The organism is Stenotrophomonas sp. Steno-C15 (assembly GCF_056393265.1).
Genome location: NZ_JBWJPF010000003.1, coordinates 12,943 through 35,587 on the forward strand (window position 1 = coordinate 12,943; position 22,645 = coordinate 35,587).

General features: G+C 67.0%; 24 protein-coding genes. 16 read left to right on the top strand and 8 right to left on the bottom strand.

Annotated features, from left to right (window positions below):
• Positions 1-5: 5 nt before the first annotated feature.
• Genes coxB through AC06FB_RS03590 form a run of 5 tightly spaced genes read left to right on the top strand, consistent with a single transcriptional unit; the run spans position 6 to position 4,311 of the window.
• Positions 6-953, top strand: coding sequence for a cytochrome c oxidase subunit II (gene coxB, locus AC06FB_RS03570; protein WP_053519495.1), 948 nt, complete (start codon positions 6-8; stop codon positions 951-953).
• 59 nt (positions 954-1,012) lie between these two features.
• Entirely contained in the window at positions 1,013-2,620 is a 1,608-nt protein-coding gene (ctaD, locus tag AC06FB_RS03575) for a cytochrome c oxidase subunit I (protein ID WP_053519494.1), read from the top strand.
• An 8-nt stretch (positions 2,621-2,628) separates the two neighbouring features.
• Entirely contained in the window at positions 2,629-2,835 is a 207-nt protein-coding gene (locus AC06FB_RS03580; RefSeq protein WP_053519493.1) for a hypothetical protein, read from the top strand.
• The gene (locus AC06FB_RS03585) at positions 2,832-3,422 is read left to right on the top strand and encodes a cytochrome c oxidase assembly protein (protein ID WP_053519492.1); all 591 of its coding nucleotides are present in this window, start codon (positions 2,832-2,834) and stop codon (positions 3,420-3,422) included. Before AC06FB_RS03580 ends, AC06FB_RS03585 begins: the two co-directional genes overlap by 4 nt.
• Positions 3,423-3,435: 13 nt before the next feature.
• The gene (locus tag AC06FB_RS03590; protein WP_053519491.1) at positions 3,436-4,311 is read left to right on the top strand and encodes a cytochrome c oxidase subunit 3; all 876 of its coding nucleotides are present in this window, start codon (positions 3,436-3,438) and stop codon (positions 4,309-4,311) included.
• A gap of 21 nt (positions 4,312-4,332) precedes the next feature.
• Here the strand turns inward: AC06FB_RS03590 and AC06FB_RS03595 are convergent, their stop codons facing one another.
• On the bottom strand, positions 4,333-4,551 hold the full coding sequence (locus AC06FB_RS03595; RefSeq protein WP_008264755.1) for a twin transmembrane helix small protein: 219 nt from the start codon (positions 4,549-4,551) through the stop codon (positions 4,333-4,335).
• 57 nt (positions 4,552-4,608) lie between these two features.
• Here AC06FB_RS03595 and AC06FB_RS03600 point away from each other — a divergent pair, with 57 nt between their 5' ends.
• The 5 genes from AC06FB_RS03600 (at position 4,609) to AC06FB_RS03620 (ending at position 8,968) form a co-directional block, all read left to right on the top strand.
• Positions 4,609-5,322, top strand: coding sequence for an SURF1 family protein (locus tag AC06FB_RS03600; RefSeq protein WP_478053389.1), 714 nt, complete (start codon positions 4,609-4,611; stop codon positions 5,320-5,322).
• A 57-nt stretch (positions 5,323-5,379) separates the two neighbouring features.
• Positions 5,380-5,949, top strand: coding sequence for a hypothetical protein (locus AC06FB_RS03605; protein ID WP_053519489.1), 570 nt, complete (start codon positions 5,380-5,382; stop codon positions 5,947-5,949).
• Between the two features lie 10 nt (positions 5,950-5,959).
• Positions 5,960-7,123, top strand: coding sequence for a COX15/CtaA family protein (locus AC06FB_RS03610; protein ID WP_053519488.1), 1,164 nt, complete (start codon positions 5,960-5,962; stop codon positions 7,121-7,123).
• A 4-nt stretch (positions 7,124-7,127) separates the two neighbouring features.
• On the top strand, positions 7,128-8,021 hold the full coding sequence (gene cyoE / locus AC06FB_RS03615) for a heme o synthase (RefSeq protein ID WP_053519487.1): 894 nt from the start codon (positions 7,128-7,130) through the stop codon (positions 8,019-8,021).
• Positions 8,022-8,161: 140 nt separating this feature from the next.
• Positions 8,162-8,968: a TraB/GumN family protein gene (locus AC06FB_RS03620; RefSeq protein ID WP_053519486.1), complete on the top strand. Its 807-nt coding sequence runs from the start codon at positions 8,162-8,164 to the stop codon at positions 8,966-8,968.
• Positions 8,969-9,016: 48 nt separating this feature from the next.
• Here AC06FB_RS03620 and AC06FB_RS03625 read toward each other — a convergent pair whose 3' ends face one another.
• The 4 genes from AC06FB_RS03625 to AC06FB_RS03640 are packed head-to-tail and all read right to left on the bottom strand — an operon-like array spanning position 9,017 to position 13,271.
• On the bottom strand, positions 9,017-9,988 hold the full coding sequence (locus AC06FB_RS03625; RefSeq protein ID WP_053519485.1) for a bile acid:sodium symporter family protein: 972 nt from the start codon (positions 9,986-9,988) through the stop codon (positions 9,017-9,019).
• Between the two features lie 28 nt (positions 9,989-10,016).
• Positions 10,017-10,517 (bottom strand): protein tyrosine phosphatase family protein, encoded by a 501-nt coding sequence (locus AC06FB_RS03630; protein ID WP_459040765.1) that lies wholly within the window; start codon positions 10,515-10,517, stop codon positions 10,017-10,019.
• A gap of 27 nt (positions 10,518-10,544) precedes the next feature.
• Positions 10,545-12,284: a DNA primase gene (gene dnaG / locus AC06FB_RS03635; protein WP_053519483.1), complete on the bottom strand. Its 1,740-nt coding sequence runs from the start codon at positions 12,282-12,284 to the stop codon at positions 10,545-10,547.
• A 60-nt stretch (positions 12,285-12,344) separates the two neighbouring features.
• On the bottom strand, positions 12,345-13,271 hold the full coding sequence (locus tag AC06FB_RS03640; RefSeq protein ID WP_053519482.1) for a YihY/virulence factor BrkB family protein: 927 nt from the start codon (positions 13,269-13,271) through the stop codon (positions 12,345-12,347).
• Positions 13,272-13,483: 212 nt separating this feature from the next.
• Here AC06FB_RS03640 and AC06FB_RS03645 point away from each other — a divergent pair, with 212 nt between their 5' ends.
• The gene (locus AC06FB_RS03645; RefSeq protein WP_229765859.1) at positions 13,484-14,422 is read left to right on the top strand and encodes a hypothetical protein; all 939 of its coding nucleotides are present in this window, start codon (positions 13,484-13,486) and stop codon (positions 14,420-14,422) included.
• A gap of 78 nt (positions 14,423-14,500) precedes the next feature.
• Here the strand turns inward: AC06FB_RS03645 and AC06FB_RS03650 are convergent, their stop codons facing one another.
• Together AC06FB_RS03650 and rpsU are read right to left on the bottom strand one after the other, a co-directional pair.
• Positions 14,501-14,947 (bottom strand): GatB/YqeY domain-containing protein, encoded by a 447-nt coding sequence (locus AC06FB_RS03650; protein WP_065175438.1) that lies wholly within the window; start codon positions 14,945-14,947, stop codon positions 14,501-14,503.
• A gap of 133 nt (positions 14,948-15,080) precedes the next feature.
• Positions 15,081-15,296, bottom strand: a complete 216-nt coding sequence (rpsU, locus tag AC06FB_RS03655) for a 30S ribosomal protein S21 (RefSeq protein ID WP_002808376.1) — start codon at positions 15,294-15,296, stop codon at positions 15,081-15,083.
• Positions 15,297-15,463: 167 nt separating this feature from the next.
• On the opposite strand from rpsU, the gene tsaD reads away from it, so the two are divergent.
• From tsaD to AC06FB_RS03680, 5 genes are all read left to right on the top strand, one after another.
• Complete coding sequence (gene tsaD, locus AC06FB_RS03660) at positions 15,464-16,489, top strand: tRNA (adenosine(37)-N6)-threonylcarbamoyltransferase complex transferase subunit TsaD (protein WP_459040764.1); 1,026 nt, start codon at positions 15,464-15,466, stop codon at positions 16,487-16,489.
• Positions 16,490-16,613: 124 nt separating this feature from the next.
• Complete coding sequence (gene folB, locus AC06FB_RS03665) at positions 16,614-16,967, top strand: dihydroneopterin aldolase (RefSeq protein ID WP_459040763.1); 354 nt, start codon at positions 16,614-16,616, stop codon at positions 16,965-16,967.
• A 65-nt stretch (positions 16,968-17,032) separates the two neighbouring features.
• Positions 17,033-18,304, top strand: coding sequence for a mechanosensitive ion channel family protein (locus AC06FB_RS03670; RefSeq protein ID WP_065175436.1), 1,272 nt, complete (start codon positions 17,033-17,035; stop codon positions 18,302-18,304).
• 128 nt (positions 18,305-18,432) lie between these two features.
• Positions 18,433-20,607 carry a glycoside hydrolase family 3 N-terminal domain-containing protein gene (locus AC06FB_RS03675; RefSeq protein ID WP_065175435.1) on the top strand — a complete coding sequence of 725 codons (2,175 nt, stop codon included), beginning with the start codon at positions 18,433-18,435 and terminating at the stop codon, positions 20,605-20,607.
• Positions 20,608-20,768: 161 nt separating this feature from the next.
• Entirely contained in the window at positions 20,769-21,284 is a 516-nt protein-coding gene (locus AC06FB_RS03680; protein WP_478053390.1) for a hypothetical protein, read from the top strand.
• A gap of 45 nt (positions 21,285-21,329) precedes the next feature.
• Here AC06FB_RS03680 and AC06FB_RS03685 read toward each other — a convergent pair whose 3' ends face one another.
• A complete protein-coding gene (locus tag AC06FB_RS03685) occupies positions 21,330-22,514 on the bottom strand; it encodes a PQQ-dependent sugar dehydrogenase (RefSeq protein WP_262100717.1) in 1,185 nt (394 codons plus the stop codon).
• Positions 22,515-22,645 lie beyond the last annotated feature (131 nt).

The window sequence follows — 22,645 nt, forward strand, 5'->3', positions numbered from 1 at the left end:
AGGCAATGAAGCAAAGCAGCAGGTGGGGCACGAAGTGCGTTGCAATGGCCGCCGCAGTGGTGGCCGGGGGATGGGTTCCGGCGATGGCATGGGCCCAGGCGGCCGATCCCAAGCCGTGGCAGCTGAACATGGGCAAGGGGGTAACCCAGACCTCGCGCCTGGCCTGGGAGTCGAACAATCTCTCGCTGATCGTCTGCACGGTGATCGGCGTGATCGTGTTCGGGGCGATGGCCTACGCCATCTTCAAGTTCCGCAAATCCAAGGGGGCGGTCGCAGCCACCTTCAGCCACAACACCAAGGCCGAGATCATCTGGACGGTGATCCCGGTGATCATCCTGGTGGTGATGGCATGGCCGGCCACGGCCAACCTGATCAAGATGTACGACACCCGCGATGCCGAGATGACGGTGAAGGTCACCGGCTACCAGTGGATGTGGAAGTACGAGTACCTGGGCGAGAACGTCACCTTCACCAGCCGCCTGGACCGCGAGTCGGACCGCATGCGGCAGAGTGGCAAGGTGCCGACGCGCGAGAGCCATCCCCACTACCTGCTGGATGTCGACAACCGGCTGGTGCTGCCGGTCGATACCAAGGTCCGTTTCGTCATCACCTCCGACGACGTGATCCACGCCTGGTGGGTGCCGGCGCTGGGCTGGAAGCAGGATGCCATTCCCGGCTTCATCAACGAGGCCTGGACCAGCATCGAGCAGCCGGGCGTCTATCGCGGGCAGTGCGCTGAACTGTGCGGCAAGGACCACGGATTCATGCCGATCGTGGTCGAGGCCGTGTCCAAGGAGGAGTTCAGGCAGTGGCTGGCGCAGCGCAAGCCGGCACCGCCGGCCGCAGCCCCGGCCGAACCGGCTGCGCCTGCGGCGGAGACGCCTGCCGCGCCGGCCGAACCTGCCGCCGCCGAAGCGGGTGCCGCCCCTGCCACCGCGGCCAGCGGCGCGTGATGTAAATCCCGCGGCCGCCTGCGGCCGTGGCGACAACCGATTCTGAGAGGTGTTTTGCAATGGCGCACTCGGCAGTTGGGCACGACGATCACCACCACCACCCGGGTTTCTTCGAGCGTTGGTTCTTCTCGACCAACCACAAGGACATCGGCACCCTGTATCTGCTTTTCAGCTTCATCATGTTCATCATCGGCGCGGCGATGAGCGTGATCATCCGCGCCGAGCTGATGCAGCCGGGCCTGCAGTTCGTCAGGCCGGAAACCTTCAACCAGCTCACCACCGTGCACGCACTGGTGATGATCTTCGGCGGAGTGATGCCGGCCTTCGTCGGCCTGGCCAACTGGATGGTGCCGCTGCAGATCGGTGCGCCGGACATGGCCCTGCCACGCATGAACAACTGGTCGTTCTGGCTGCTGCCGGTGGCCTTCAGCCTGCTGCTGCTCACCTTCCTGCTGCCCGGAGGTGCGCCGGCCGGTGGCTGGACGTTGTATCCGCCGCTGTCGCTGCAGGGCGGCTACAACGTGGCCTTCACTGTGTTCGCCATCCACGTGGCCGGCATCAGTTCGATCATGGGCGCGATCAACATCATCGCCACCGTGCTCAACATGCGCGCGCCGGGCATCGACCTGCTGAAGATGCCGATCTTCTGCTGGGCCTGGCTGATCACCGCCTTCCTGCTGATCGCGGTGATGCCGGTGCTGGCCGGTGCGGTGACCATGCTGTTGACCGACAAGTTCTTCGGCACCAGCTTCTTCAACGCCGCCGGTGGCGGTGACCCGGTGATGTTCCAGCACATCTTCTGGTTCTTCGGCCACCCCGAGGTGTACATCATGATCCTGCCCGCCTTCGGCGTGGTCAGCGAGATCATTCCCACCTTCAGCCGCAAGCCCCTGTTCGGCTACCAGGCGATGGTGTACGCCACGGCTGCGATCGCCTTCCTGTCGTTCATCGTCTGGGCCCACCACATGTTCACCGTGGGCATGCCGCTGGGCGGCGAGATCTACTTCATGTTCGCCACCATGCTGATCTCGATCCCGACCGGCGTGAAGGTCTTCAACTGGGTCAGCACGATGTGGCGTGGCTCGCTGACGTTCGAGGCGCCGATGCTGTGGTCGGTGGCCTTCGTCATCCTGTTCACCATTGGCGGCTTCTCCGGTCTGATGCTGGCCATCGTCGCCGCCGACTTCCAGTACCACGACACCTACTTCGTCGTTGCCCACTTCCACTACGTGCTGGTGACCGGTGCGGTGTTCGCGCTGATTGCCGCGGTGTACTACTGGTGGCCGAAGTGGACCGGTCGCATGTACAGCGAGAAGTGGGCCAAGGTGCACTTCTGGTGGTCGATCGTGTTCGTCAACCTGCTGTTCTTCCCGCAGCACTTCCTCGGCCTGGCCGGGATGCCGCGCCGTATTCCCGATTACAGCGTGGCGTTCGCCGACTGGAACCTGATCAGCTCGATCGGCGCATTCGGCATGTTCGTCACGCCCTTCATGATGGCGGCGATCCTGCTGTCCTCGCTGCGCAATGGCGAGAAGGCGGCCGATCGGTCCTGGGAAGGTGCGCGTGGCCTGGAGTGGACGCTGCCGTCGCCGGCACCGGCCCATACCTTCACCACCCCGCCGATCCTGCGCCCGGGCGATCTGGCGCATGACGACATCACGCATTGAGGTGGGGCATGCATAACGAGAGCCCGCTCCAGACCTGTAGAGCCGAGCCCGGCTCGGCTGTCGAAGAGCAGCCGGGCAGGGCCCGGCTGTACGGCGGCGAGACTCAGGGCATCGAACAGCAGCGCCGGCGTGCCCGGCGCACGGCGGTCGTGGTGGGCGCCATCGCCGTACTGGTCTATGCCACCTTCATTCTCAGCGGGGTGATCGGACGATGAGCCCGACACCGGCCAGCACACCGTCGCCCAGCGCCGGCCTGCCGCGCCTGATCGGCGTTGCCGTGGCCGTGTTCCTGCTGACCTTCTCGCTGGTGCCGCTGTATCGCATCGCGTGCGAGAAGGTGTTCGGCGTGCGCCTGGAGCGCGGCCCGGGCAGCGAGGCCAGCGTGGGGGCTGCCACCGCAAAGCGCACCGTGCGGGTGGAGTTCGATGGCGGGGTCAATTCGCGGCTGCCATGGGCATTCCATCCCGAGCAGCTGACCATGGACGTGGTGCCCGGTGAGCTGAACGAGGCGCTGTACTACGCCCGCAATGACGGCCCACAGGCGATCGTCGGTAGTGCGGTGCCCTCGGTCGCGCCAGCACGTGCCTCCGGATTCTTCAGCAAGACCGAGTGCTTCTGCTTCACCGCGCAGACGCTGCAGGCCGGCGAGAAGCGCGACATGCCGGTGCGCTTCATCGTCGATCCGGATCTGCCGCCGGAAATCAAGACGATCACCCTGTCCTACACCTTCTACCGCAACGACGCGCTGTCCGATCGGCTGGCTCCGGCCGCCACTTCGGAAGGCGCGCACGCCGCTCCCTGACCCGGATAACGACATGGCCCAGACACCGACCGACGCCAACGTGTACTTCGTCCCGGCCCAGAGCAAATGGCCATTCGTGGGCTCCATCGCGATGATGGTGACCATGGTGGGCGTGGCCAGCTGGCTCAACGATGCCAGCTGGGGGCGCTGGACGTTCTACATCGGCATCGCGATGCTGGTGCTGACCCTGTTCTGGTGGTTCAGCGACGTGGTGCGCGAATCGCAGGCCGGCAACTACAACCGCCAGGTCGATGGTTCGTTCCGGATGGGGATGGTCTGGTTCATCTTCTCCGAGGTGATGTTCTTCGGCGCGTTCTTCGGTGCACTGTTCTACACCCGTCACCTGGGCCTGTCCTGGCTCAGCGGCGAGGGCCGCGGGGTGATGACCAACGAGCTGCTATGGCAGGGCTACTCCGCGGGGTGGCCCACCAACGGCCCGGCGGCGATCGGCGGGGCCTTCCAGACCATTCCGGCCTGGGGCCTGCCGTTGATCAATACGCTGATCCTGCTGACCTCCGGCGTGACGCTCACCATCGCCCACCATGCGCTGAAGGCCGGGCACCGCCGCCAGCTGCTGGTCTGGCTGGGCCTGACCGTGGCGCTGGGCCTGGGCTTCCTTGCCCTGCAGGCGGAGGAGTACATCCACGCCTACAAGGAGCTGAACCTGACGCTCGGCTCGGGCATCTACGGGTCGACGTTCTTCATGCTGACCGGTTTTCACGGTGCGCACGTGCTGCTGGGCACGATCATGCTGATCGTGATGTGGCTGCGCTCGGCGAAGGGGCATTTCACCCGCGACAACCATTTCGCGTTTGAGGCCGCTGCGTGGTACTGGCACTTCGTCGACGTGGTGTGGCTGATGCTGTTCCTGTTCGTCTACGTGCTGTAAGTGCCGGTGCCGGTGGCGTGCTCAGCCACCGATGCCGTGCGGCTTGATCCAGCCCATGTAGATGCTCACGATCACCAGTACGATCAACGCCACCGACACCGCGATGCGGCGCGTCAGTGCGTTGACCGTGCGCTTGGTCTGGCCCCGGTCGACCAGCAGGTAGTACAGCCCGGCGCCCAGGTTCCAGACGATGACGATCAGAAACGCGATCACCAGCAGGGTCTTCAGCGAATCACTCATGCGCGGCTCGAGGGCAGGGTGGATGTGCCTATCTGACCGCGTTTGCGCGGACTTGTCATGATGCGCCAGCACACGCGGGTGATCGGCTGGCTGCTGGCGCTGGTGGCGATCACGGGATTCACCCCGCTGGGGCTGTGGCAGTTGCAGCGCATGCATGCAAAGCAGGCCATGCTGGATGCGCAGGGCCCCGCTGCGGCGCAGGCACTTCCGCTGGCGCAGGCACTGGCGGCGCCGGGCGCGCTGCATGGCGTGGCCGACCATGGCCGCTTCCTGCCGGGCGTGGTGCTGCTGGACAACCAGACCCGGCACGGCCGGGCCGGGGTGAAGATCTATCGCCCCTTCCGCAGCGACGGCGGCAGCGTGCTGCTGGTCGACCTCGGCTGGCGCGCGCTGCCCGCCGACCGCACGCTCCCCGACCTGCCGCCGCCGCCTTCGCCGGTGGCCGTGCGCGGGCTGCTGGCGCCGCCGCCGTCGGCAGGGTTGGCGCTGGGCCCGGCGTTCTCTGCAACCGGTGAGGCGCAGCGCTGGCTGGCCAGCCGGCTGCCTGCCGAGGGCCTGGCGACGGCGCTGGGGCTGCCTGCACTGCCGGAGCGCGTGCTGCGGCTTGATCCGGCGCTGCCCTTCGGTGATGAACGCGACCTCGATCTGCTGCCGAACACGCTGCCCCCGCAGCGCCACCTGGGTTACGCCGTGCAATGGTTCGGCCTGGCGCTGACCGTGCTGGTGGTTGCGCTGGTGCTGGAAGGGCGCAGCAGGCGCGTTCCACGCTAGTGCCGGCCCGGCATCGGACGCCCGGCATCCCCTGTCCAACCATGAGAAAATGCCCGCATGAACACTGCTACATCCCCGCAGGCGCGCGGTTCCGGTCGCCGGACCCTGGTGCTGTTGTTCGCCGTGTTCTTCGGGGCAATGGCGCTGGCGGCCGTGCTGCGCTTCTCCGGATGGCAGCCTACCGGCCACCGCAACAGTGGACAGCTGCTCAAACCCCCGGTGGACCTGCGCCAGCAGCCACCGACCCTGGCCGACGGCACGGCCTATCCCTGGAATCCGGAGGCGCGCACCTGGCGCCTGCTGGTGGCACCGGCCGGTGCCTGCGACGCGCAGTGCGTCACTTTGTCGCAGGGACTGGGCAAGGTGTGGCAGCTGTTCGGCCATAACGCCGATAATGTCGAGATCCTGTGGCTGGGTCCGCCACCGGCGTCGATCGCCTCGCTGCCCGCGCTGCGGCCGCTGGCACCGTCGCCAGCGCTGCGCGCGGCCCTGCCCGGCGTCGACGATCCGGCTGGCCTGCCGGTCTACGTGATCGATCCGAACGGCTTCGTGATCATGCGCCATGCCCCGGGCAGCGACCTCGGGGGCCTGCGCAAGGACATGGCCACGTTGCTGAAACTGAAGTGAGTCCTGTTTGATGAGCCTTTCCGCGCGTCCGGCGCTGCACCGCAATTTCCACCGCCTGGCGTGGTTCGCCATGATCATGACCGCGAGCACGATCATGTTCGGTGCCTTCGTCCGTCTGTCCGATGCGGGGCTGAGCTGCCCGGACTGGCCGACCTGCTATGGCCGCGCGACCTGGCCGCAGCACATCGAGGAGACGGTTGGCCACCCGGCCGCCGACATCCGTCCGCTGGAAACGCACAAGGCCTGGCGCGAGCAGGTTCACCGCTTCCTGGCCGGCGCGCTGGGCATCGAGATCCTGACCCTGGCCCTGCTGGCCACGCGCAGGCGCCGGTTCGGAACCACGGCGGTCGTCACCGCCTGCGTGCTGGTGGCTGCCGGCATACCGTTGTACATGATGGGCTGGCATGCAACGGCCAGTGCCCTGGCCCTGAGTGGTGAGGCGATACTGCTGATTGCCGCCTTGCGCTGGAACAACATCGATCTGGCGCGCGCGGCGGTACTGACCCTGGCGGTGGTGATCTTCCAGGCCCTGCTGGGCATGTGGACGGTGACGCTGCTGCTGAAGCCGATCGTGGTGATGGGCCACCTGCTGGGCGGCATGCTGATGTTCGGCCTGCTGGTGTGGCTGGCGTGGCGGGCCACGCATCTGCCGATCACGCTGGCCGAGGCGCCCAGGCTGAAGTGGCTGCTGCGTGCCGCCGTGGTCGTGCTGGTCACCCAGATCGCACTGGGCGGCTGGGTCAGTGCCAACTATGCGGCGCTGGCCTGCGGCGGCGGCAGCGCGTCGCTGGACAACTTCCCACGCTGTGCCAACCAGTGGTGGCCGCAGCACAACTTCGTCGAAGGCTTCACCCTATGGCGTGGCATCGGCGTGGACTACGAAGGGGGCGTGCTCGATGGCGCCTCGCGGATCGCCATCCAGCTGGCGCATCGCCTGTTCGCCATCGTGGTGGCTGCCTACCTGCTGTGGCTGGGCGTGCGTCTGTTCCGCCTGCCGAGCATGCGGGGCTGGGCGACTGCGCTGATCGTGCTGCTGGTGCTGCAGGTCACCCTCGGCATCCTCAACGTGAAGCTGGCGCTGCCGCTGGAAGTGGCGGTGGCGCACAACGGCGTGGCCGTTGCCCTGTTGTTCGTGCTGGTCAGCCTGCTGGCCCGCCTGCGTGCCCCGGACTGATCCGATGTTTTCCAATTACCGCCAGTACTGGGACCTGACCAAGCCCAAGGTCGTCGCCCTGATCGTGTTCACCGCCCTGGTGGGCATGGTCCTGGCCATTCCAGGCGTGCCCAGCTGGGAACAGGTACGCGCGGGCCTGCTCGGCTTCCTCGGCATCTGGCTGGCGGCCTCGGCTGCGGCTGCGATCAACCAGCTGCTGGATGCGCACATCGATGCGCAGATGGCGCGCACCTCGTGGCGGCCGCTGGTGGTTGGCAAGGTCAAGCCGTGGCAGGTGCTGGTGTTCGCCGGCGCGCTGATCGTGCTGTCGATGACGATCCTGGTGCTGTGGGTGAACGTGATCACCGCCGTGCTGACCTTCGCTTCGCTGATCGGTTATGCGGTGATCTATACGGTCTACCTCAAGCGTGCGACCTCGCAGAACATCGTCATCGGTGGTCTGGCCGGCGCGATGCCACCGATGCTGGGCTGGGCCGCCGTCACCGGAATGCAGGGCTCTTCGGACTGGGCGTACTCGTCGCTGCTGGTGCTGATCATCTTCATCTGGACGCCGCCGCATTTCTGGGCGCTGGCGATCTTCCGCCGCGAGGACTACGCCAAGGCGAAGATCCCGATGCTGCCGGTGACCCACGGCGTGGTGCATACCCGCAGGCAGATCATGGTGTATTCGGTGGTGCTGGCCCTGGTCTGCCTGCTGCCCTATCTGGTGGGCATGAGCGGACCGTTCTACCTGGGCGGTGCGATCGTGCTCAACGCGGTGTTCCTCTGGTATGCGTGGCGCATGCTGGATCCGCCGGATGAGCTGTTCTCGATGAAGATGTTCCAGTACTCCATCGTCTATCTGATGGCGCTGTTCGCCTTCCTGCTGATCGACCACTGGATCCTGCCCTGGTTGTAAGGCGCCACCTGTAGAGCCGAGCCCATGCTCGGCTGAGGTGGGGTGGAAGAGCAGTCGAGCGTGGGCTCGGCTCTACACTTGATCTCTTCCAGCGGCGTCGCCATTGCTGTTCCTGACCTCAAGGAAAGGAGCGAGCAGGGATGCATTCGATTTTCCGCTGGACCACAGCGCTGCTGCTGGCGCTGGGCATGGCCCTCAGTGCGCATGCCGACGACACCGTCGCGCAGATCCGCCAGTACGCCGGTGATCACCGCCTGCTGGTACTGGGCGAATTCCATGGCACGCGTGAGACGCCGGTGCTGGTGCGCCAACTGGTGGACGACTACAGCCGCAACGGCCCGGTCCTGCTGGCGCTGGAACTGCCGCGCGCCGAGAACCCCACGCTACGCGATTACCTGGCTTCCGATGGCGGGGCCGCGGTGCGCCAGCACCTGCACGGCCGCGCGTTCTGGACCGTGCGCGACGACCAGCATGATGGTCGCCGCAGCCGCGACATGCTGGCGATGATCGAAGGCCTGCGTGTGCTGAAGGCGCAGGGCCGCGCGATCGAGGTGGTCGGCTACGACGTCAACCATAGTGACGGCAGCAGCCAGGCCCGCGATGACCGCATGGCCGCCGAACTGCGGCGCCTGTACCGGCGCCTGCCCGATGGCGCACGCATGGTCGTGCTGACCGGCAATGTCCACGCCATGCTGCAGCGCCCGGCCGACGCTCCGCCGGAAATGCAGACCCAGCCGATGGCATCGGCACTGCGCGACCTGGATGTCTACAGCGTGCGGCTGGAAGCGTTGCGCGGCCACTTCTGGGGATGCCTGGACCGCTGCAAGGCGTTGGCCCTGCTCGAACGGCCAGCCCGTGAGCCGGAGGTCAATACCCATGCCAGCCGCGAATACGACCTGTGGGTGTGGATGCCGCAGCTGAGCGTTGGCACGCTGGTGGATCAGTAGATCCACGCCATGCGTGGATGGTTTTCCCACAACATCCCGCGCGCCCAATCAGGACTTGCGCCGCGCATACCGCTGCGCGATCACACCGCAGACGATCAGCTGGATCTGGTGGTAGATCATCACCGGCAGCACGATGGCACCGAGGCTGCCCCCGGCGAACAGCACCTTGGCGATCGGCACGCCAGTGGCCAGGCTCTTCTTGGAGCCGCAGAACACGATGGCGATCTCGTCCTCGCGGTTGAAGTGCAGGCGACGGGCGATGAAGGTGATCAGCGGCATGGCGATACCGAGCAGGACGGCAGCTACCACGGCCACTGCCAGCAGCGACAGCACAGGGGTCTTGCTCCAGAGCCCTTCGGTGACGGCTTCGCCGAACGCCGAATACACGACCAGCAGGATGGTGGCCTGGTCGGTGTAGCGCAGCAGCGCGCGCTGCTTCTCGACCCAGCCGGCGATCCACGGGCGCAGCAGGTGGCCGGCCACGAACGGCACCAGCAGCTGCAGCATGATGCCGCCGATCGCATGCAGCGGGTCGTGCACGCCGCCGGAGGTGCCGGCCAGCGCGGTCAACAGCAGCGGTGTGAGGAACACACCGAGGATGCTCGACAGCGATGCGCTGCAGACGGCCGCCGGCACATTGCCGCGCGCCATCGAGGTGAAGGCGATGGACGACTGCACGGTGGAGGGCAGGGTGCACAGGAACAGCACGCCCAGGTACAGCTCCGGGGTCAACAGCCAGCCCGACAGCGGCTTGAACATCAGGCCCAGCATCGGAAACAGCAGGAAGGTGCAGGCGAGAATGGTCAGATGCAGGCGCCAGTGCAGCATGCCGCCGATGATCGATTCGCGCGGCAGGCGCGCCCCGTGCAGGAAGAACAGCGCGGCGATGGCGACCGTGGTGACATCGTCCAGGACGATGGCGGCGGCGCCCTTCATCGGCAGCAGCGACGCCAGGCCGACCGTGCACAGCAGGGCCAGGGTGAAGTTGTCCGGTCGCAGGCGCGACCACCAGCGGGTCATGGGGGGCAGACTCCTTGGTGTGGAGGGTTCAGGGCGAGGTGACCGGTGTGGCCAGACGCTGGCGGGTGGCCGCTTCCAGCGACTTCAGGCCGGCGCGCTGGCCCAGCTGAAGGGCCTGTTCCGGGCTGGCATGTTCGTAGCGTGCATTGACCAGGCCGAGCACGGCACCGGCGCGGTTGCCGGACGCGCAGTGCAGCAGCACCGGCCCCTGGCTCTGCTGCAGGGCCTGGTGCACGGCGCGCACGTTGGCCGCATCCAGGCCCTCGGCGCCGGCCACCGGGATGCGCACATAGCGCAGGCCCAGCGATTCGGCCGCGCGGGTTTCATCGAAACCACGGTCCTCGCCGGGCTGGCGCAGGTCGATCACGGTGCGTACGCCTTGCGCAGCCAGTTCGCGCAGGTGTGCGGCACTGGGCTGGCCGCCGGCATACAGGCCGGGGCGGACTTCATTGAGCGGGGCATCTGCGGCCAAGGCCGCCAGCGGCAGGCAGAGGGACAGCAACAGCAGGCAGGTCAGGCGCAGCAGCATGGTCCTCTCCGTTAAAACGTTCAGCCGCTACCGGCCCAGGCTGGCGCGGGCCTTGAGCAGCTCGCGCAGTTCGTACTTGTCAGTATCGTCCAGTCCCTGCTGCCGCTGCTTTGCCAACAGCTCTTCCAGACGTTGCTGCAACAGCTGTTTCTCCAGCTGGGCCACGGCGTCGTGCAGTTCCTGGGTCCAGATCGCTTCGCTGCCGGGCAGGGTCTGGGCGGCCAGCGTGTGCAGCGAGGCCTGCTCCTCACGCCCGTCGAAATGTTCCAGCAGCGCGCCGGTGCTGATATCGGGACGCTGTTCGACCAGCGCCAGCAGCTCCAGCAGCAGCTCCACACCCGGCAGGCGCAGGCCCTGGAAGTGATGCTTGCCGCCCAGGGTCAGCGCCAGCGACGGCTGCTGCAGCAGCACGGCGATCGCACCCCGCACCAGGCTGCGCTTGGCCACCGGCTGGATCGACCGTGCCGGAGGGCGCTGCGGCATCGCCGTGCGGGTATTCTGCGTGGCCGCACCGAGCCCGGTCAGCTGCGCCAGCTGCTGCTTCATCAGGTCACCGAACGCGCCATCGGGAATCTGCGCCAGCATCGGTCTGGCCCGCTCGGCCAGGCGTGCCCGGCCGTCCAGCGTGCCCATGTTGATCTCGCGGGTCAGCTCGTCGAAGAAGAACTGCGATAGCGGCGTGGCCTGCTTCAGGCGTTCGTTGAAGGCCTCAGCGCCTTCCTTGCGCACGATGGTGTCCGGGTCCTCGCCGTCGGGCAGGAACAGGAAGAAGGCCTGGCGGCCGTCCTTCATGCGCGGCAGCACCGACTCCAGTGCCTTCCAGCCGGCGCGGCGGCCGGCGGCATCGCCATCGAAGCAGAAGAACACGTCCGGTGCGTTTCGGAACAGCAGCTCGGCATGGTCGGGCGTGGTCGCGGTGCCCAGCGTCGCCACCGCCTGGGTGACGCCGAACTGGAACAGCGAGACCACGTCCATGTAACCCTCGACCACGATCAGCCGCTCGATCTTCTGGTTCGCCTGGCGCACCTGCCACAGGCCGTACAGTTCGCGGCCCTTGTGGAACAGCGCGGTTTCGGGCGAATTGAGGTACTTGGGACCGTCGTCCTTCTCGAACACCCGGCCACCGAAGGCGATCACCCGCCCACGGCGGTCGAAGATCGGGAACATCACCCGGTCGCGGAACTTGTCGTAGACGTGCCCCCGGTCGTTCTTGGAGAACAGGCCGGCACGGTCGAGCAGCTTCATCCGCCGCTCGTCCTTGCCCAGCGCATCGCGCAGGCCGCTGTAGCCGTCGGGCGCATAGCCGATCTGGAAGCGGGCGCGGTTCTGCTCGTCCACGCCACGGCCGTCAAGGTAGGCGCGGGCCTTGTCGCTGCCCTCCAGGTTCTTCTGGAAGAAGCGCGCCGCTGCATCCAGTGCCGAATAGAGTTCGCGGCTGTCGTCCTGCTGCTGGGCGCTGCGCGGGTTCTCGCTGCGCGGCACGTCCATGCCGGCGCGCTTGGCCAGCTCATCCACCGCGTCGAGGAACTCGAGGCGGTCGTAGTTCATCAGGAAGCTGATTGCGGTGCCGTGCGCACCGCAGCCGAAGCAGTGATAGAACTGCTTGGTCGGCGAGACGGTGAACGAGGCCGAGCGCTCGTCATGGAACGGGCAGCGTGCCGCGTACTCCTTGCCCTGTCGCTTCAACGGCACACGGCTGCCCACCACCTCGACGATGTCGGTGCGGGCCAGCAGGTCGTCGATGAAAGCGTCGGGGATACGGGCCATGGGCAGCAGGGCAGGGCGCGGCCGCCGGGGCGCGCAGCAGGGGCGGCAGGTCCCCCTAGTTTACTCGCTGGCGATGGTCGGGCCGGCCTGTTGTTCGCTGCTGCCGCCGGCGCTGGCGGCAGCCCGCTGTGCCCGGGCACTCAGGCGCTCGTCGATCACCGCGGTCATCAGGGCGCCGACGAAGAACACCGCGGTAGCGTAGTAGATCCAGACCAGCGCGATCACCAGGGCGCCCATCGAACCGTAGGCGCTGCCGGGTGCCACGGTGGCGATGTAGACGCCGATGCCGTAGCGCCCCAGGGCGAACAGGAGCGAGGTGATGGCCCCGCCGATGAAGGCCTGGCGCCAGGCCACGCGACGGTCGGGCAGATAGTGGTAGAGGAAGGCGAAGGCCAGCGTGTACAGCAGCAGCGTGGTCACGTAACCGATGGCCGGCAACACCGATGGCAGCTGCGCGAATACCACCTGCAGGGCGGTGGTGGCGGTCATCGACAGGATCAGCAGGAAGCCCAGCGCCAGCACCACGCCGAAGGAGAACACGCGCTTGCGCAGCCAGGCCTGGACGCCTTCCAGGCGCTGGCCGCTGGTATGGAAGATGCGGTTGAGTGCGTTCTGCAGCTGTGCGAACACGGCGGTGGCGCCGACGAACAGCAGCAGGGTGCTCCACAACCCGGCCAGCGAGCCCATGCTCGGCTGGCTGTTGGCGTTGTGCAGCACGGTATCGGCCACGCTGGCCACGCTGCTGCCGGCCACCGAGCCGATCTGGCTGATCAGCGCCTGCTGCGCGGGCGGGTACAGCGAGGCGGTCAACCACAGCAGCAGCACCAGCAACGGCGCCATCGACAGCAGGGAATAGAACGAAACCGATGCGGCCTGGGTCAGGACGTCGATTTCGACGAAGCGCTTGGCCACGGCCATCGGGAAGCTGTCCTGCAGCTTCTCCAGGCGCGATCGGACGATGGGCAGGAAGGTGCGGGGATGCGGCATCTACGGCGTCGGCTGGAGCGGTACAGGCTTCCTTTTCTAGCAGATGCCGGCGTTGCGGCAGGTGAAGTGGAAGCGCGGTCGCAGAATGCAGCGAAGTCCGCGTTATCCTTCTGCCCGGACCGAGGGCGCGCTGGGGCTGCCGCCGCGGTATCCGGGCCCACTGCCTGTGTGCGGGGCCACGACAATCCAACTTCTCTGCAAAAGGACGCGTTATGAAAGGGATGGTCTGCACCACGATGGTGTTGCTGCTGGCGACGAGCGGTTCGGCCGCTGCGGCGTCCACGGCCTGCGAAAAGGCCTTCAAGACGGTAGGGGATCCGCGCAATGGCGCGATGTACATGGCCGACCTGACGGTGCCCGGTCTGAAGGTGCAGAGTGCACTGGACCAGCTTCGCAAGATCGGTGCCGATGACCAGTTCGAGGTGGGCGGCCAGCTGGTGGAAGGCGATACCGGCAACCAGTACCTGATCCAGACCAAGGGCCTGCGCACGCCGCTGGTGCTGATCGGCACCGCCGACCGCAGCGGCCGGGTCACCCTGGCCACCAAGCTGGCCCGCGGCCAGACCATCGCCCAGGAGGATGCCCGCAAGTCGATGTGCGACATGCTCGACAAGCTCAAGGGGGGCAGCCAGGGGGACGCGCTGGCCGCCGCTGCGCGCGCGCAGTATCCGACTTCCGTGGCGGAGGACGTGACCGCGCCGGACCTGTCCAAGAAGATGGGCAAGGAGGTGCGCGATACGATGGCGGCCTACAACGCTGCGGGCAGCTTCAAGGACCTGCTGCTGGGCACCACCACCAACAAGGAAGACCTGGGCGACCGTTCGGCCACCTTCCTGCCGGTGTATGCCAAGTACATCGGTCGCCGCTACCGGATCGACGGCCAGATCTACACGGTCAACTCGAACAGCTACTCCAGCCGTCCGGGGGAGGTCGGATCGATCAACTACCTGGTGACGCCGACCCGTGGCCTGTTGCGGATCCGCCAGAATGACACCTTCAACAACAACAACTACACCATCCGTTGCGAATTCGCTCCGGACCAGGCGGCCAACTTCGCCATGCTGCGCGAGCGCGACTGGGCCAAGCTGGAAGGCGAGGTCAGCGCGGTGGAGGGCAGTTCCATGACCCTGCGCAACTGCCGCCAGGTGTAAGCGCTGGCCTGGCCGCTGCAGCAATGACAAGGCCCGCGTGAAGCGGGCCTTGTCGTGTCCGGCAGGGGCGGTGGCGGATCAGCCAGCCAGGGCCTGCTTGACCAGCTTGGACACCACGCCCATGTCGGCCTGACCGGCGAGCCTGGGCTTCAGCGCCCCCATCAGCTTGCCCATGTCGGCCGGGCCGGTGGCACCGGTTTCGGCAATGGCGGCCTGGATGGCGGCGGCGATCTCGGCCTCACCCATCTTGGCGGGCAGGTAGGCCTCGATGACCACGATCTCGGCACGCTCGATCGCGGCCAGGTCTTCACGGTTGGCCGCTTCGTACTGGCTGACCGAGTCCTTGCGCTGCTTGACCATCTTGTCCAGCACGGCGATCACGGCGGTGTCGTCGAGCTCGATACGCTCGTCCACTTCCTTCTGCTTGATCGCGGCGTTGATCAGGCGGATCACGCCCAGCTTGTCCTTCTCGCCCGCCTTCATGGCGGCCTTCATGTCATCGGTGAGCTGCTGCTTCATGCTCATGGGAGACCTCGTGGTGGTAGTGGGGCAGGGCGGTTGCCCGGGCCCGGAAACGCAAAAAGCCGGCGACGCTCGCGCGTGCCGGCTTCGGCTTCACCGCGGAAGGACGAACCCGCCGCAATGAAGATGCGTCCGATCAGTACAGGCGCTGACGCTTGGTGACGTCGCGCGACGAGCGGCGCAGCTGACGCTTCACAGCAGCGGCGGCCTTGCGCTTGCGCTCCTGGGTCGGCTTTTCGTAGAACTCGCGCTTGCGGGTTTCGGCCAGCACACCGGCCTTTTCGCAAGTGCGCTTGAAGCGGCGAAGAGCAAACTCGAAGGGCTCGTTCTCGCGGACTTTGACGCTGGGCATGGAATCTCCGGGACACAGTAGAACCGGGTCACGCCCGGCGAGCCGCACATTATAGCGGCGAATCAACAAACTGCAAGCGCGCAAGCCTGAATGCGGGCCAGCAATACGGATGCAGTGGGATCTGCACGTCACCCCGAGGGGGCGGCAGGGGCGTCATAATAGCAGGCATGCGAGTCCTTGGCATCGAATCTTCCTGTGATGAGACCGGCGTGGCGGTGTACGACACCGACCTGACCGGCAGCGCGGCCCTGCGCGCCCATGCGGTCTACAGCCAGATCGCCCTGCACGCCGAGTACGGCGGTGTGGTGCCCGAGCTGGCCAGCCGTGACCACGTGCGCAAGCTGCTGCCGCTGGTCCGGCAGACCCTGGCCGAGGCGGGCCTGGGCGTGGACGACATCGATGGCGTGGCTTATACCGCTGGCCCCGGGCTGGTCGGTGCGCTGCTGGTCGGTGCCGGGGTGGCCCGTGCCCTGGCCTGGGCACTGGAGGTGCCGGCCGTGGGCGTGCACCACATGGAAGGGCACCTGCTGGCGCCCTTGATGGAGGACGATCCGCCGCAGGCCCCGTTCGTGGCCCTGCTGGTGTCCGGTGGCCACACCCAGCTGGTGGCGGTCGATGCCATCGGCCGCTACCGCCTGCTGGGCGAGACCCTGGACGATGCGGCCGGCGAAGCCTTCGACAAGACGGCCAAACTGATGGGGCTGCCCTATCCCGGCGGCCCGCAGCTGGCCAGGCTGGCCGAACAGGGCACCCCGGGGGCCTACCGTTTCGCGCGGCCGATGACCGATCGCCCGGGTCTGGATTTCAGCTTCTCCGGCCTGAAGACCCAGGTGCTGATGGCCTGGCGTGACAGCGACCAGAGCGACCAGACCCGCGCCGACATCGCGCGCGGTTTCGAGGATGCGGTGGTGGAGACCCTGTCGATCAAGTGCGAACGCGCGCTGGAAGCAGCCGGCACCAATGTGATCGTGGTGGCCGGCGGTGTCGGTGCCAATACGCGGCTGCGTGCCCGCCTGCAGCAGATGGCCGAACGCCTCGGGGGGCGTGCCTGCTTCCCGCGGCCGGCGCTGTGCACCGACAACGGCGCGATGATCGCTTTCGCCGGCGCCCTGCGCCTGCAGGCCGGGCAGCACAACCCGCCGAACGTTGACGTGACCCCGCGCTGGGACATGGCGACGCTGCCTGCGGTGTGACCCGCGGCGCACCCATCCACACAGGCTGCGACCGTAGCGGCGGACGTGCCGGGATCCGGTCGTTTCAGGCAGCGGTGGTTCCGTCCCGTTACCATGACCGTCTGTTTTCCGGCTGGTAACCGCAATGGACAAGGTTTTCATCGAGGGGCTGACGATCGACGCCCTGATCGGCATCTACGATTGGGAACGGCGGATCCGGCAGGACCTGGTGTTCGACCTGGAGATGGGTTTCGACAACCGGCGCCCGGCAGTGACCGACGATATCGCCCATACCCTCAACTACAAGGCGGTCAGCAAGCGGCTGGAGCAGTTTGTGCGCGAATCGGAGTTCGGCCTGGTCGAGACCCTGGCCGAGCGTTGCGCGCAGATCGTGCTCGACGAGTTCGATGTGCGTTGGCTGCGGCTGAAGCTGAGCAAGCCGGGAGCGGTGCGCGGCGCGCGCGCGGTCGGCGTGATCATCGAGCGCGAACGCGGCTGAAACAGCAGCGTCGGCCGGCGGCCGGCAACTTCTTCATGCGAAATGACTGAAACAGGAGACGACTGATGGTGGATGCGGTGGTGGCGGTACAGTGGATGGAGCGGCTGCAGAACACACTGGAACCCTATCCCGGCGCCTACCTGGCGTTGATGATTTCGGCCCTGCTGCTCGCGGCGGGCCTGGCCAACTGGGTGACCAAGCGCATCCTGGTGCGCGGCCTGCGCCGTCTGCTGCAGCGCCTGCCCGGTGCCGAATCCGGGCGTGGCAGCCATCTGATGCGGGTCATCTCGCGGTTGTCCAACGTGGTGCCCAGCCAGGTGATCGCCTCTGGCATCACCCTCATTCCGGATCTGCCGCCCGGGCTGGTCAGCGTCATCGTCAAGCTGTGCATCGTGTGGGCGGTGCTGACCGTCTCGCTGGCCTTCTCGCATGCGCTGGATGCGGCCAACAGCCTGTACGAGCGCAAGCCGGATGCGCGCAACAAGCCGATCAAGGGCTACCTGCAGGTGGTCAAGATCGTGATCTTCGTGGCGGCCGGCCTGGCGATCATCTCCACCCTGCTGGGCGTGGCACTGGGCCCGCTGGTGACCGGCCTGGGTGCGGCCACGGCCGTGCTGATGCTGATCTTCCAGGACACCATCCTCTCGCTGGTGGCCAGCGTGCAGATCAGTGGCGATGGCCGCGTGCGCATCGGCGACTGGATCGAGATGCCGAGCCAGAACGCCGATGGTGACGTCATCGACATCGCCCTGCACACCATCACCGTGCAGAACTTCGACAAGACCATCACCACCATCCCGACCAAGAAGCTGGTGACCGAGTCGTTCAAGAACTGGCGCGGCATGCAGGAGGCCGGTGGCCGCCGCATCAAGCGCGCGCTGTATCTGGACCAGCACAGCGTCGGCTTCCTGGACGAGGGCGACCTGGCCTTCCTCGGTGAGTTCGCCCTGCTGCGCGACTACCTGCGCGACAAGGAGCAGGAGCTGGGGCAGTGGAACGGGCGCCTGCGCGAACAGGGCGTGGCGGACGTGAACAGCCGCCGGGTGACCAATCTGGGCACGTTCCGGGCCTATGTGGAGCGCTACCTGCGCAGCCACCCGGGTATCCACACCGACATGACCCTGCTGGTGCGACAGCTGCAACCGACCACCGAGGGCCTGCCGCTGGAGCTGTACTGCTTCACCCGCACTACCGCCTGGGCGGAGTACGAGGCCGTGCAGTCGGACATTTTCGACCATCTGCTGGCGATCCTGCCGGCCTTCGGCCTGAGGGTGTTCCAGGCGTCCAGCGACGCCATGTTGATGGCCGGGCAGCGCCAGTCGGCCCGCTCGGAGTAAGCTGCCGTGCCGCCCGCGGGACCGTACGGACCCCGCTGGTGGATGAAACTGAATGCCGAAACCTCTCGCCAAATGGCCCGGGATCGCTAGAATGCCGGGCTTGTAAACGTTTTCATCAAGGACTGCCGGTGGCCTCCGAACGCATCGAATCCCTCATTGCCCAGATGACCGTCGAGGAAAAGGTCGGCCAGCTGGGTGTTTTCGCGGACATGGTCCGCCCGTTCGCCCCGGACGTGAACCCGGAAGCCAACGTGCGCAATGCCGACCAGGTGCTGCAGCAGGTGCGCGAGGGCAAGGTCGGCTCGCTGTTCAACGGGGTGGGCGCCGAACTGGGCCGCCGCATCCAGCAGGTCGCGACCGAGGAGAGCCGGCTGGGCATCCCGGTCATCCTCGCGGCCGACGTCATCCACGGCATGCGCACCGTGTTCCCGATCCCGCTGGGCGAGGCCGCCAGCTTCGAGCCGGACCTGGCCGAGCGCACCGCCCGCGCCACTGCGGTCGAGGCCACCGCCGCCGGCCTGCACTGGACCTATGCGCCTGCCGTGGACATCGCCCGCGACCAGCGCTGGGGCCGTGGCGCCGAAGGCGCAGGCGAGGACGTGGTGCTGGGCTGTGCCTTCGCCGCCGCCCGTGTGCGCGGCTTCCAGGGCAGCGACCTGCGTGCCGCCGATTCGCTGCTGGCCACGCCCAAGCATTTCGCCGCCTATGGCGCGGTGATGGCCGGCATGGAATACAACATGGTGGACATCTCGCCGCAGACCCTGCGCGACGTGCACCTGCCGCCGTTCAAGGCGGCCTTCGATGCCGGTGCGATCACGGTGATGTCCTCGTTCAACGACATCAACGGCGTGCCGGCCAGCGCCAATGCAGAACTGCTCACCGACATCCTGCGTGGCGAGTGGAAGTTCCCGGGTGTGGTGATCTCCGATTACACCGCCGACATGGAACTGGTGGCGCACGGCTACGCCGCCGATGACCGCGACGCCACCGCCAAGGCCTTCACCGCAGGCCTGGACCTGAGCATGCAGAGCGGCTTCTATGCCGAGCACCTGCCAGGCCTGGTGGAAAGCGGCGAGGTGCCGATGGCGGTGCTGGATGAGGGCGTGCGCCGCATCCTGTGGCTGAAGGAAACCATCGGTCTGTTCGACGACCCGTACCGGTCGCTGGACCCGGCCCGCGAAGCGGACGACTCGCACATCGCCGCACATGATGAGCTCTCGCGCGATGCCGCGCGCCGTTCGATCGTGCTGCTGAACAACCGTGACAACGTGCTGCCGCTGCAGAAGACCGGGCAGAAGATCGCGCTGATCGGCCCGTTCGTGCAGGACCGCGAAAACATCGAAGGCTGCTGGACCCTGTTCGGCGACAAGCAGCGTTATGTGGACCTGGAAACCGGTGTGCGTGCCGCCATCGGTGACGCGTCGCTGCTGGAGATCGTGCCCGGTTGCGATCTGGAAACCGCGATCCCGGGGGGCACCGAAGCCGCCGTGGCGGCTGCGCTGCGTGCCGACGTGGTGGTGTTGGCGCTGGGCGAGCCGCAGCGCTACAGCGGCGAAGCGCAGTCGCGCGTGGAGATCACCCTGCCGCCGGCGCAGCAGGCACTGGCCGAGGCGGTGGCGATGACCGGCAAGCCGCTGGTGGTGCTGCTGCGCAATGGCCGCGCGCTGGCCCTGCAAGGTGCGGTGCGCAATGCACAGGCCGTGGCGGTCACCTGGTACCTGGGCACGCAGACCGGTCATGCGGTGGCCGATGTGCTGTTCGGCGACTACAGCCCGTCCGGCCGCCTGCCGGTCAGCTTCCCGCAGGTGTCCGGCCAGCAACCGTACTTCTACAACCATCCGCGCACCGGCCGCCCCGAACTGCCGACGATGTCGGAGTTCAAGGCACGCTGGCGCGAGATTCCCAACGAGCCGCTGTATCCGTTCGGCCATGGCATCGGCTACACCACCTTCGCCTATGGGGTGCCGCAGCTCAGCACGGCACAGCTGGGCTGGGACGACACCCTGACCATCACCACCACGCTGACCAACACCGGTACCGTGGCTGGCGAGGAAGTGGTGCAGCTGTACATCCATGACCGCGTGGCCAGCCGCGTGCGGCCGGTGCGCGAGCTGAAGGACTTCCGCAAGGTCGCACTGCAGCCGGGCGAATCCACCGATGTGGTGTTCACCCTGCATCGCGAGCAGTTGGCGTTCACCGGCCGCGATGGCGTGCTGCGTGCCGAGCCGGGCCTGTTCGAGCTGTGGGTGTGCGCCTCGTCAGCGGCTGGCGAGCCGGTGCAGTTCGAACTGCTGAAGGGCTGAGCGGGAACGGTAGCGCCGGGCCACGCCCGGCGTCGTCACCCACACGCCGGGCATGGCCCGGCGCTACCATCGCGGTGGGTGTGCGCGTCGTCACCCATGGCAAACACGCCGGGCCTGACCCGGCGCTACCATCGGGGTTCGTGATCCGATGGAGCCCGACCATGCGCAAGAGTGCTTTCCTTGCCCCCGCGCTGCTGCTGGCAGCCTGTGCACAGCCGGCGCCGCCCGCGGCCCCGGAGGCAACGCCCGCTGCCGCACCGGCAGCCGAGCCCGTGCAGGCAGCACCGGCAGCACCTGCGGCACCCGCGAGCGAACAGACCGAAGATGCGCGCGCGCGCATCGAGACACTTCTCGGTGATGCGGCGCAGTACGAGAAGGTCTTCAATGCCTTCAGAACGGCGGTGGTCGGCGGTGATCGCGCGGCGGTCGTCGAGGAAATACGTTTCCCGTTGAACATCAGCGGTGGAAAGACGATCGCCGGACCGGGCGAATTCCAGCGCAGCTACGAGAAGATCATCACGCCGGCCGTGGTCAAGGCGGTGTCCGCACAGGATTTCGGCAAGGTGTTCGTCAACCAGCAGGGCGTGATGATCGGCGATGGCCAGGTCTGGTTGAGCGGCCAGTGCCTTGATGCGGCCTGCGCCCGGACCGAAGTGAAGGTCATCACCATCCAGTGAGCGTGCGGGGTGACGGGCTCTGGCCCGCCACCCTGCGTTACCTGATCAGGTCTTCGGCGTGAGCTTGAGCAGGCGCGCCTTGCTGCCATCTTCAAGCAGCCACAGCGCGCCATCGGGCCCCTGTTCCACTTCACGGATGCGCTCACCCATGTTGAAACGTTCCGCCTCGCGCGCGTTGTCGCCCTCGAAGGCCACGCGCACCAGTGATGTGGAGGACAGGCCGCCGATGAAGCCGCTGCCCTTCCACTGCGGGAACAGGGTGCCGCTGTAGATGACGAAGCCCGCAGGCGAGATGACCGGCGTCCAGGTCACCTTCGGCGCGGCGAACTCCGGGCGCGTGTCGTGGTCGGGAATCGGCCGGCCGTCGTAGTGGTCGCCGTTGGAGACCACCGGGTAGCCGTAGTTGGCGCCCCGCACGATCAGGTTCAGTTCGTCTCCGCCCGCCGGCCCCATCTCATGCGCCCACAGCTTGCCGTTGGCATCGAAGGCCATGCCCAGGATGTTGCGATGGCCCAGCGACCACACCTGTGCTGCCACGCCGCCCTGTGACGCGAACGGATTGTCCGCCGGCAGGCTGCCATCGTCGTTGAGGCGGATGATCTTGCCGAGGTTGCCGCCCATGTCCTGCGCGGGGTCGAACTTCTGCCGTTCGCTGGAGCTGATCCAGAGCTTGCCGTCCGGACCGAACACCAGGCGATGGCCGTAGTGGCCCTGCCCGCTGACCTTCGGTGTCTGTCGCCAGATCACCTTCAAATCCTTGAGCTGGCCGCCGCCATCGGCGTCCAGGGCAAGCGTGGCGCGGGCCACGGCGGCGCCGCGGGTATCCAGCGTGCCCTCCTCCGCATAACTGACGTAAATGACCTGGTTGCGGGCGAAGTCGGGGTGCAGGATGACGTCGCCGAAGCCGCCCTGGCCACCATAGGCGACCTTCGGTACGCCGGTGATCTCATGCTTCTGGCCGCTGGCCACGTCCAGGTGCTGCAGTTTGCCGCGCTTTTCGGTGACCAGCAGACTGCCATCGGGCAGGAAGGTCATTGCCCACGGTTGATCGAAACGGCTGACTTCCGTGGCGGTGAACGGTCGCTGGTCGGTTGCGGCCGCAGCCGCAGCGGGTGCCGCAGCGGTGGCGGCAGTACCGGCAGCAGCGGATGCAGGATCGGCGGCGTTGCAGGCCGTGGTGGCGAGAATCGGCGCCAGGCCGAGGGCAAGCAGCAGGGGCGTGCGGGTCATGGGAATCTCCAGGGCGGGGATGCGGATGGCCAAGCGTTCCCTTGTATACCACTGCGGGTGTGACCGTCGTGGCCCGAAGGTCCTGCTACCCCCTGTGCGACGTGGGGCGGATCGTCTAGGGTGGGCACGCC

Bases quoted from the DNA above. Each gene is read 5' to 3' on its own strand.
- AC06FB_RS03620 (WP_053519486.1), top strand. From the start codon at position 8,162: ATGCATTCGATTTTCCGCTGGACCACAGCGCTGCTGCTGGCGCTGGGC.
- folB (WP_459040763.1), top strand. From the start codon at position 16,614: ATGGACAAGGTTTTCATCGAGGGGCTGACGATCGACGCCCTGATCGGC.
- tsaD (WP_459040764.1), top strand. From the start codon at position 15,464: ATGCGAGTCCTTGGCATCGAATCTTCCTGTGATGAGACCGGCGTGGCG.
- ctaD (WP_053519494.1), top strand. From the start codon at position 1,013: ATGGCGCACTCGGCAGTTGGGCACGACGATCACCACCACCACCCGGGT.
- AC06FB_RS03590 (WP_053519491.1), top strand. From the start codon at position 3,436: ATGGCCCAGACACCGACCGACGCCAACGTGTACTTCGTCCCGGCCCAG.
- coxB (WP_053519495.1), top strand. From the start codon at position 6: ATGAAGCAAAGCAGCAGGTGGGGCACGAAGTGCGTTGCAATGGCCGCC.
- AC06FB_RS03600 (WP_478053389.1), top strand. From the start codon at position 4,609: ATGATGCGCCAGCACACGCGGGTGATCGGCTGGCTGCTGGCGCTGGTG.
- AC06FB_RS03595 (WP_008264755.1), bottom strand. From the start codon at position 4,551: ATGAGTGATTCGCTGAAGACCCTGCTGGTGATCGCGTTTCTGATCGTC.
- dnaG (WP_053519483.1), bottom strand. From the start codon at position 12,284: ATGGCCCGTATCCCCGACGCTTTCATCGACGACCTGCTGGCCCGCACC.
- AC06FB_RS03610 (WP_053519488.1), top strand. From the start codon at position 5,960: ATGAGCCTTTCCGCGCGTCCGGCGCTGCACCGCAATTTCCACCGCCTG.
- cyoE (WP_053519487.1), top strand. From the start codon at position 7,128: ATGTTTTCCAATTACCGCCAGTACTGGGACCTGACCAAGCCCAAGGTC.
- AC06FB_RS03625 (WP_053519485.1), bottom strand. From the start codon at position 9,988: ATGACCCGCTGGTGGTCGCGCCTGCGACCGGACAACTTCACCCTGGCC.
- AC06FB_RS03630 (WP_459040765.1), bottom strand. From the start codon at position 10,517: ATGCTGCTGCGCCTGACCTGCCTGCTGTTGCTGTCCCTCTGCCTGCCG.
- AC06FB_RS03645 (WP_229765859.1), top strand. From the start codon at position 13,484: ATGAAAGGGATGGTCTGCACCACGATGGTGTTGCTGCTGGCGACGAGC.
- AC06FB_RS03685 (WP_262100717.1), bottom strand. From the start codon at position 22,514: ATGACCCGCACGCCCCTGCTGCTTGCCCTCGGCCTGGCGCCGATTCTC.
- AC06FB_RS03640 (WP_053519482.1), bottom strand. From the start codon at position 13,271: ATGCCGCATCCCCGCACCTTCCTGCCCATCGTCCGATCGCGCCTGGAG.
- AC06FB_RS03605 (WP_053519489.1), top strand. From the start codon at position 5,380: ATGAACACTGCTACATCCCCGCAGGCGCGCGGTTCCGGTCGCCGGACC.
- AC06FB_RS03670 (WP_065175436.1), top strand. From the start codon at position 17,033: ATGGTGGATGCGGTGGTGGCGGTACAGTGGATGGAGCGGCTGCAGAAC.
- AC06FB_RS03585 (WP_053519492.1), top strand. From the start codon at position 2,832: ATGAGCCCGACACCGGCCAGCACACCGTCGCCCAGCGCCGGCCTGCCG.
- AC06FB_RS03650 (WP_065175438.1), bottom strand. From the start codon at position 14,947: ATGAGCATGAAGCAGCAGCTCACCGATGACATGAAGGCCGCCATGAAG.
- AC06FB_RS03580 (WP_053519493.1), top strand. From the start codon at position 2,629: ATGCATAACGAGAGCCCGCTCCAGACCTGTAGAGCCGAGCCCGGCTCG.
- AC06FB_RS03680 (WP_478053390.1), top strand. From the start codon at position 20,769: ATGCGCAAGAGTGCTTTCCTTGCCCCCGCGCTGCTGCTGGCAGCCTGT.
- rpsU (WP_002808376.1), bottom strand. From the start codon at position 15,296: ATGCCCAGCGTCAAAGTCCGCGAGAACGAGCCCTTCGAGTTTGCTCTT.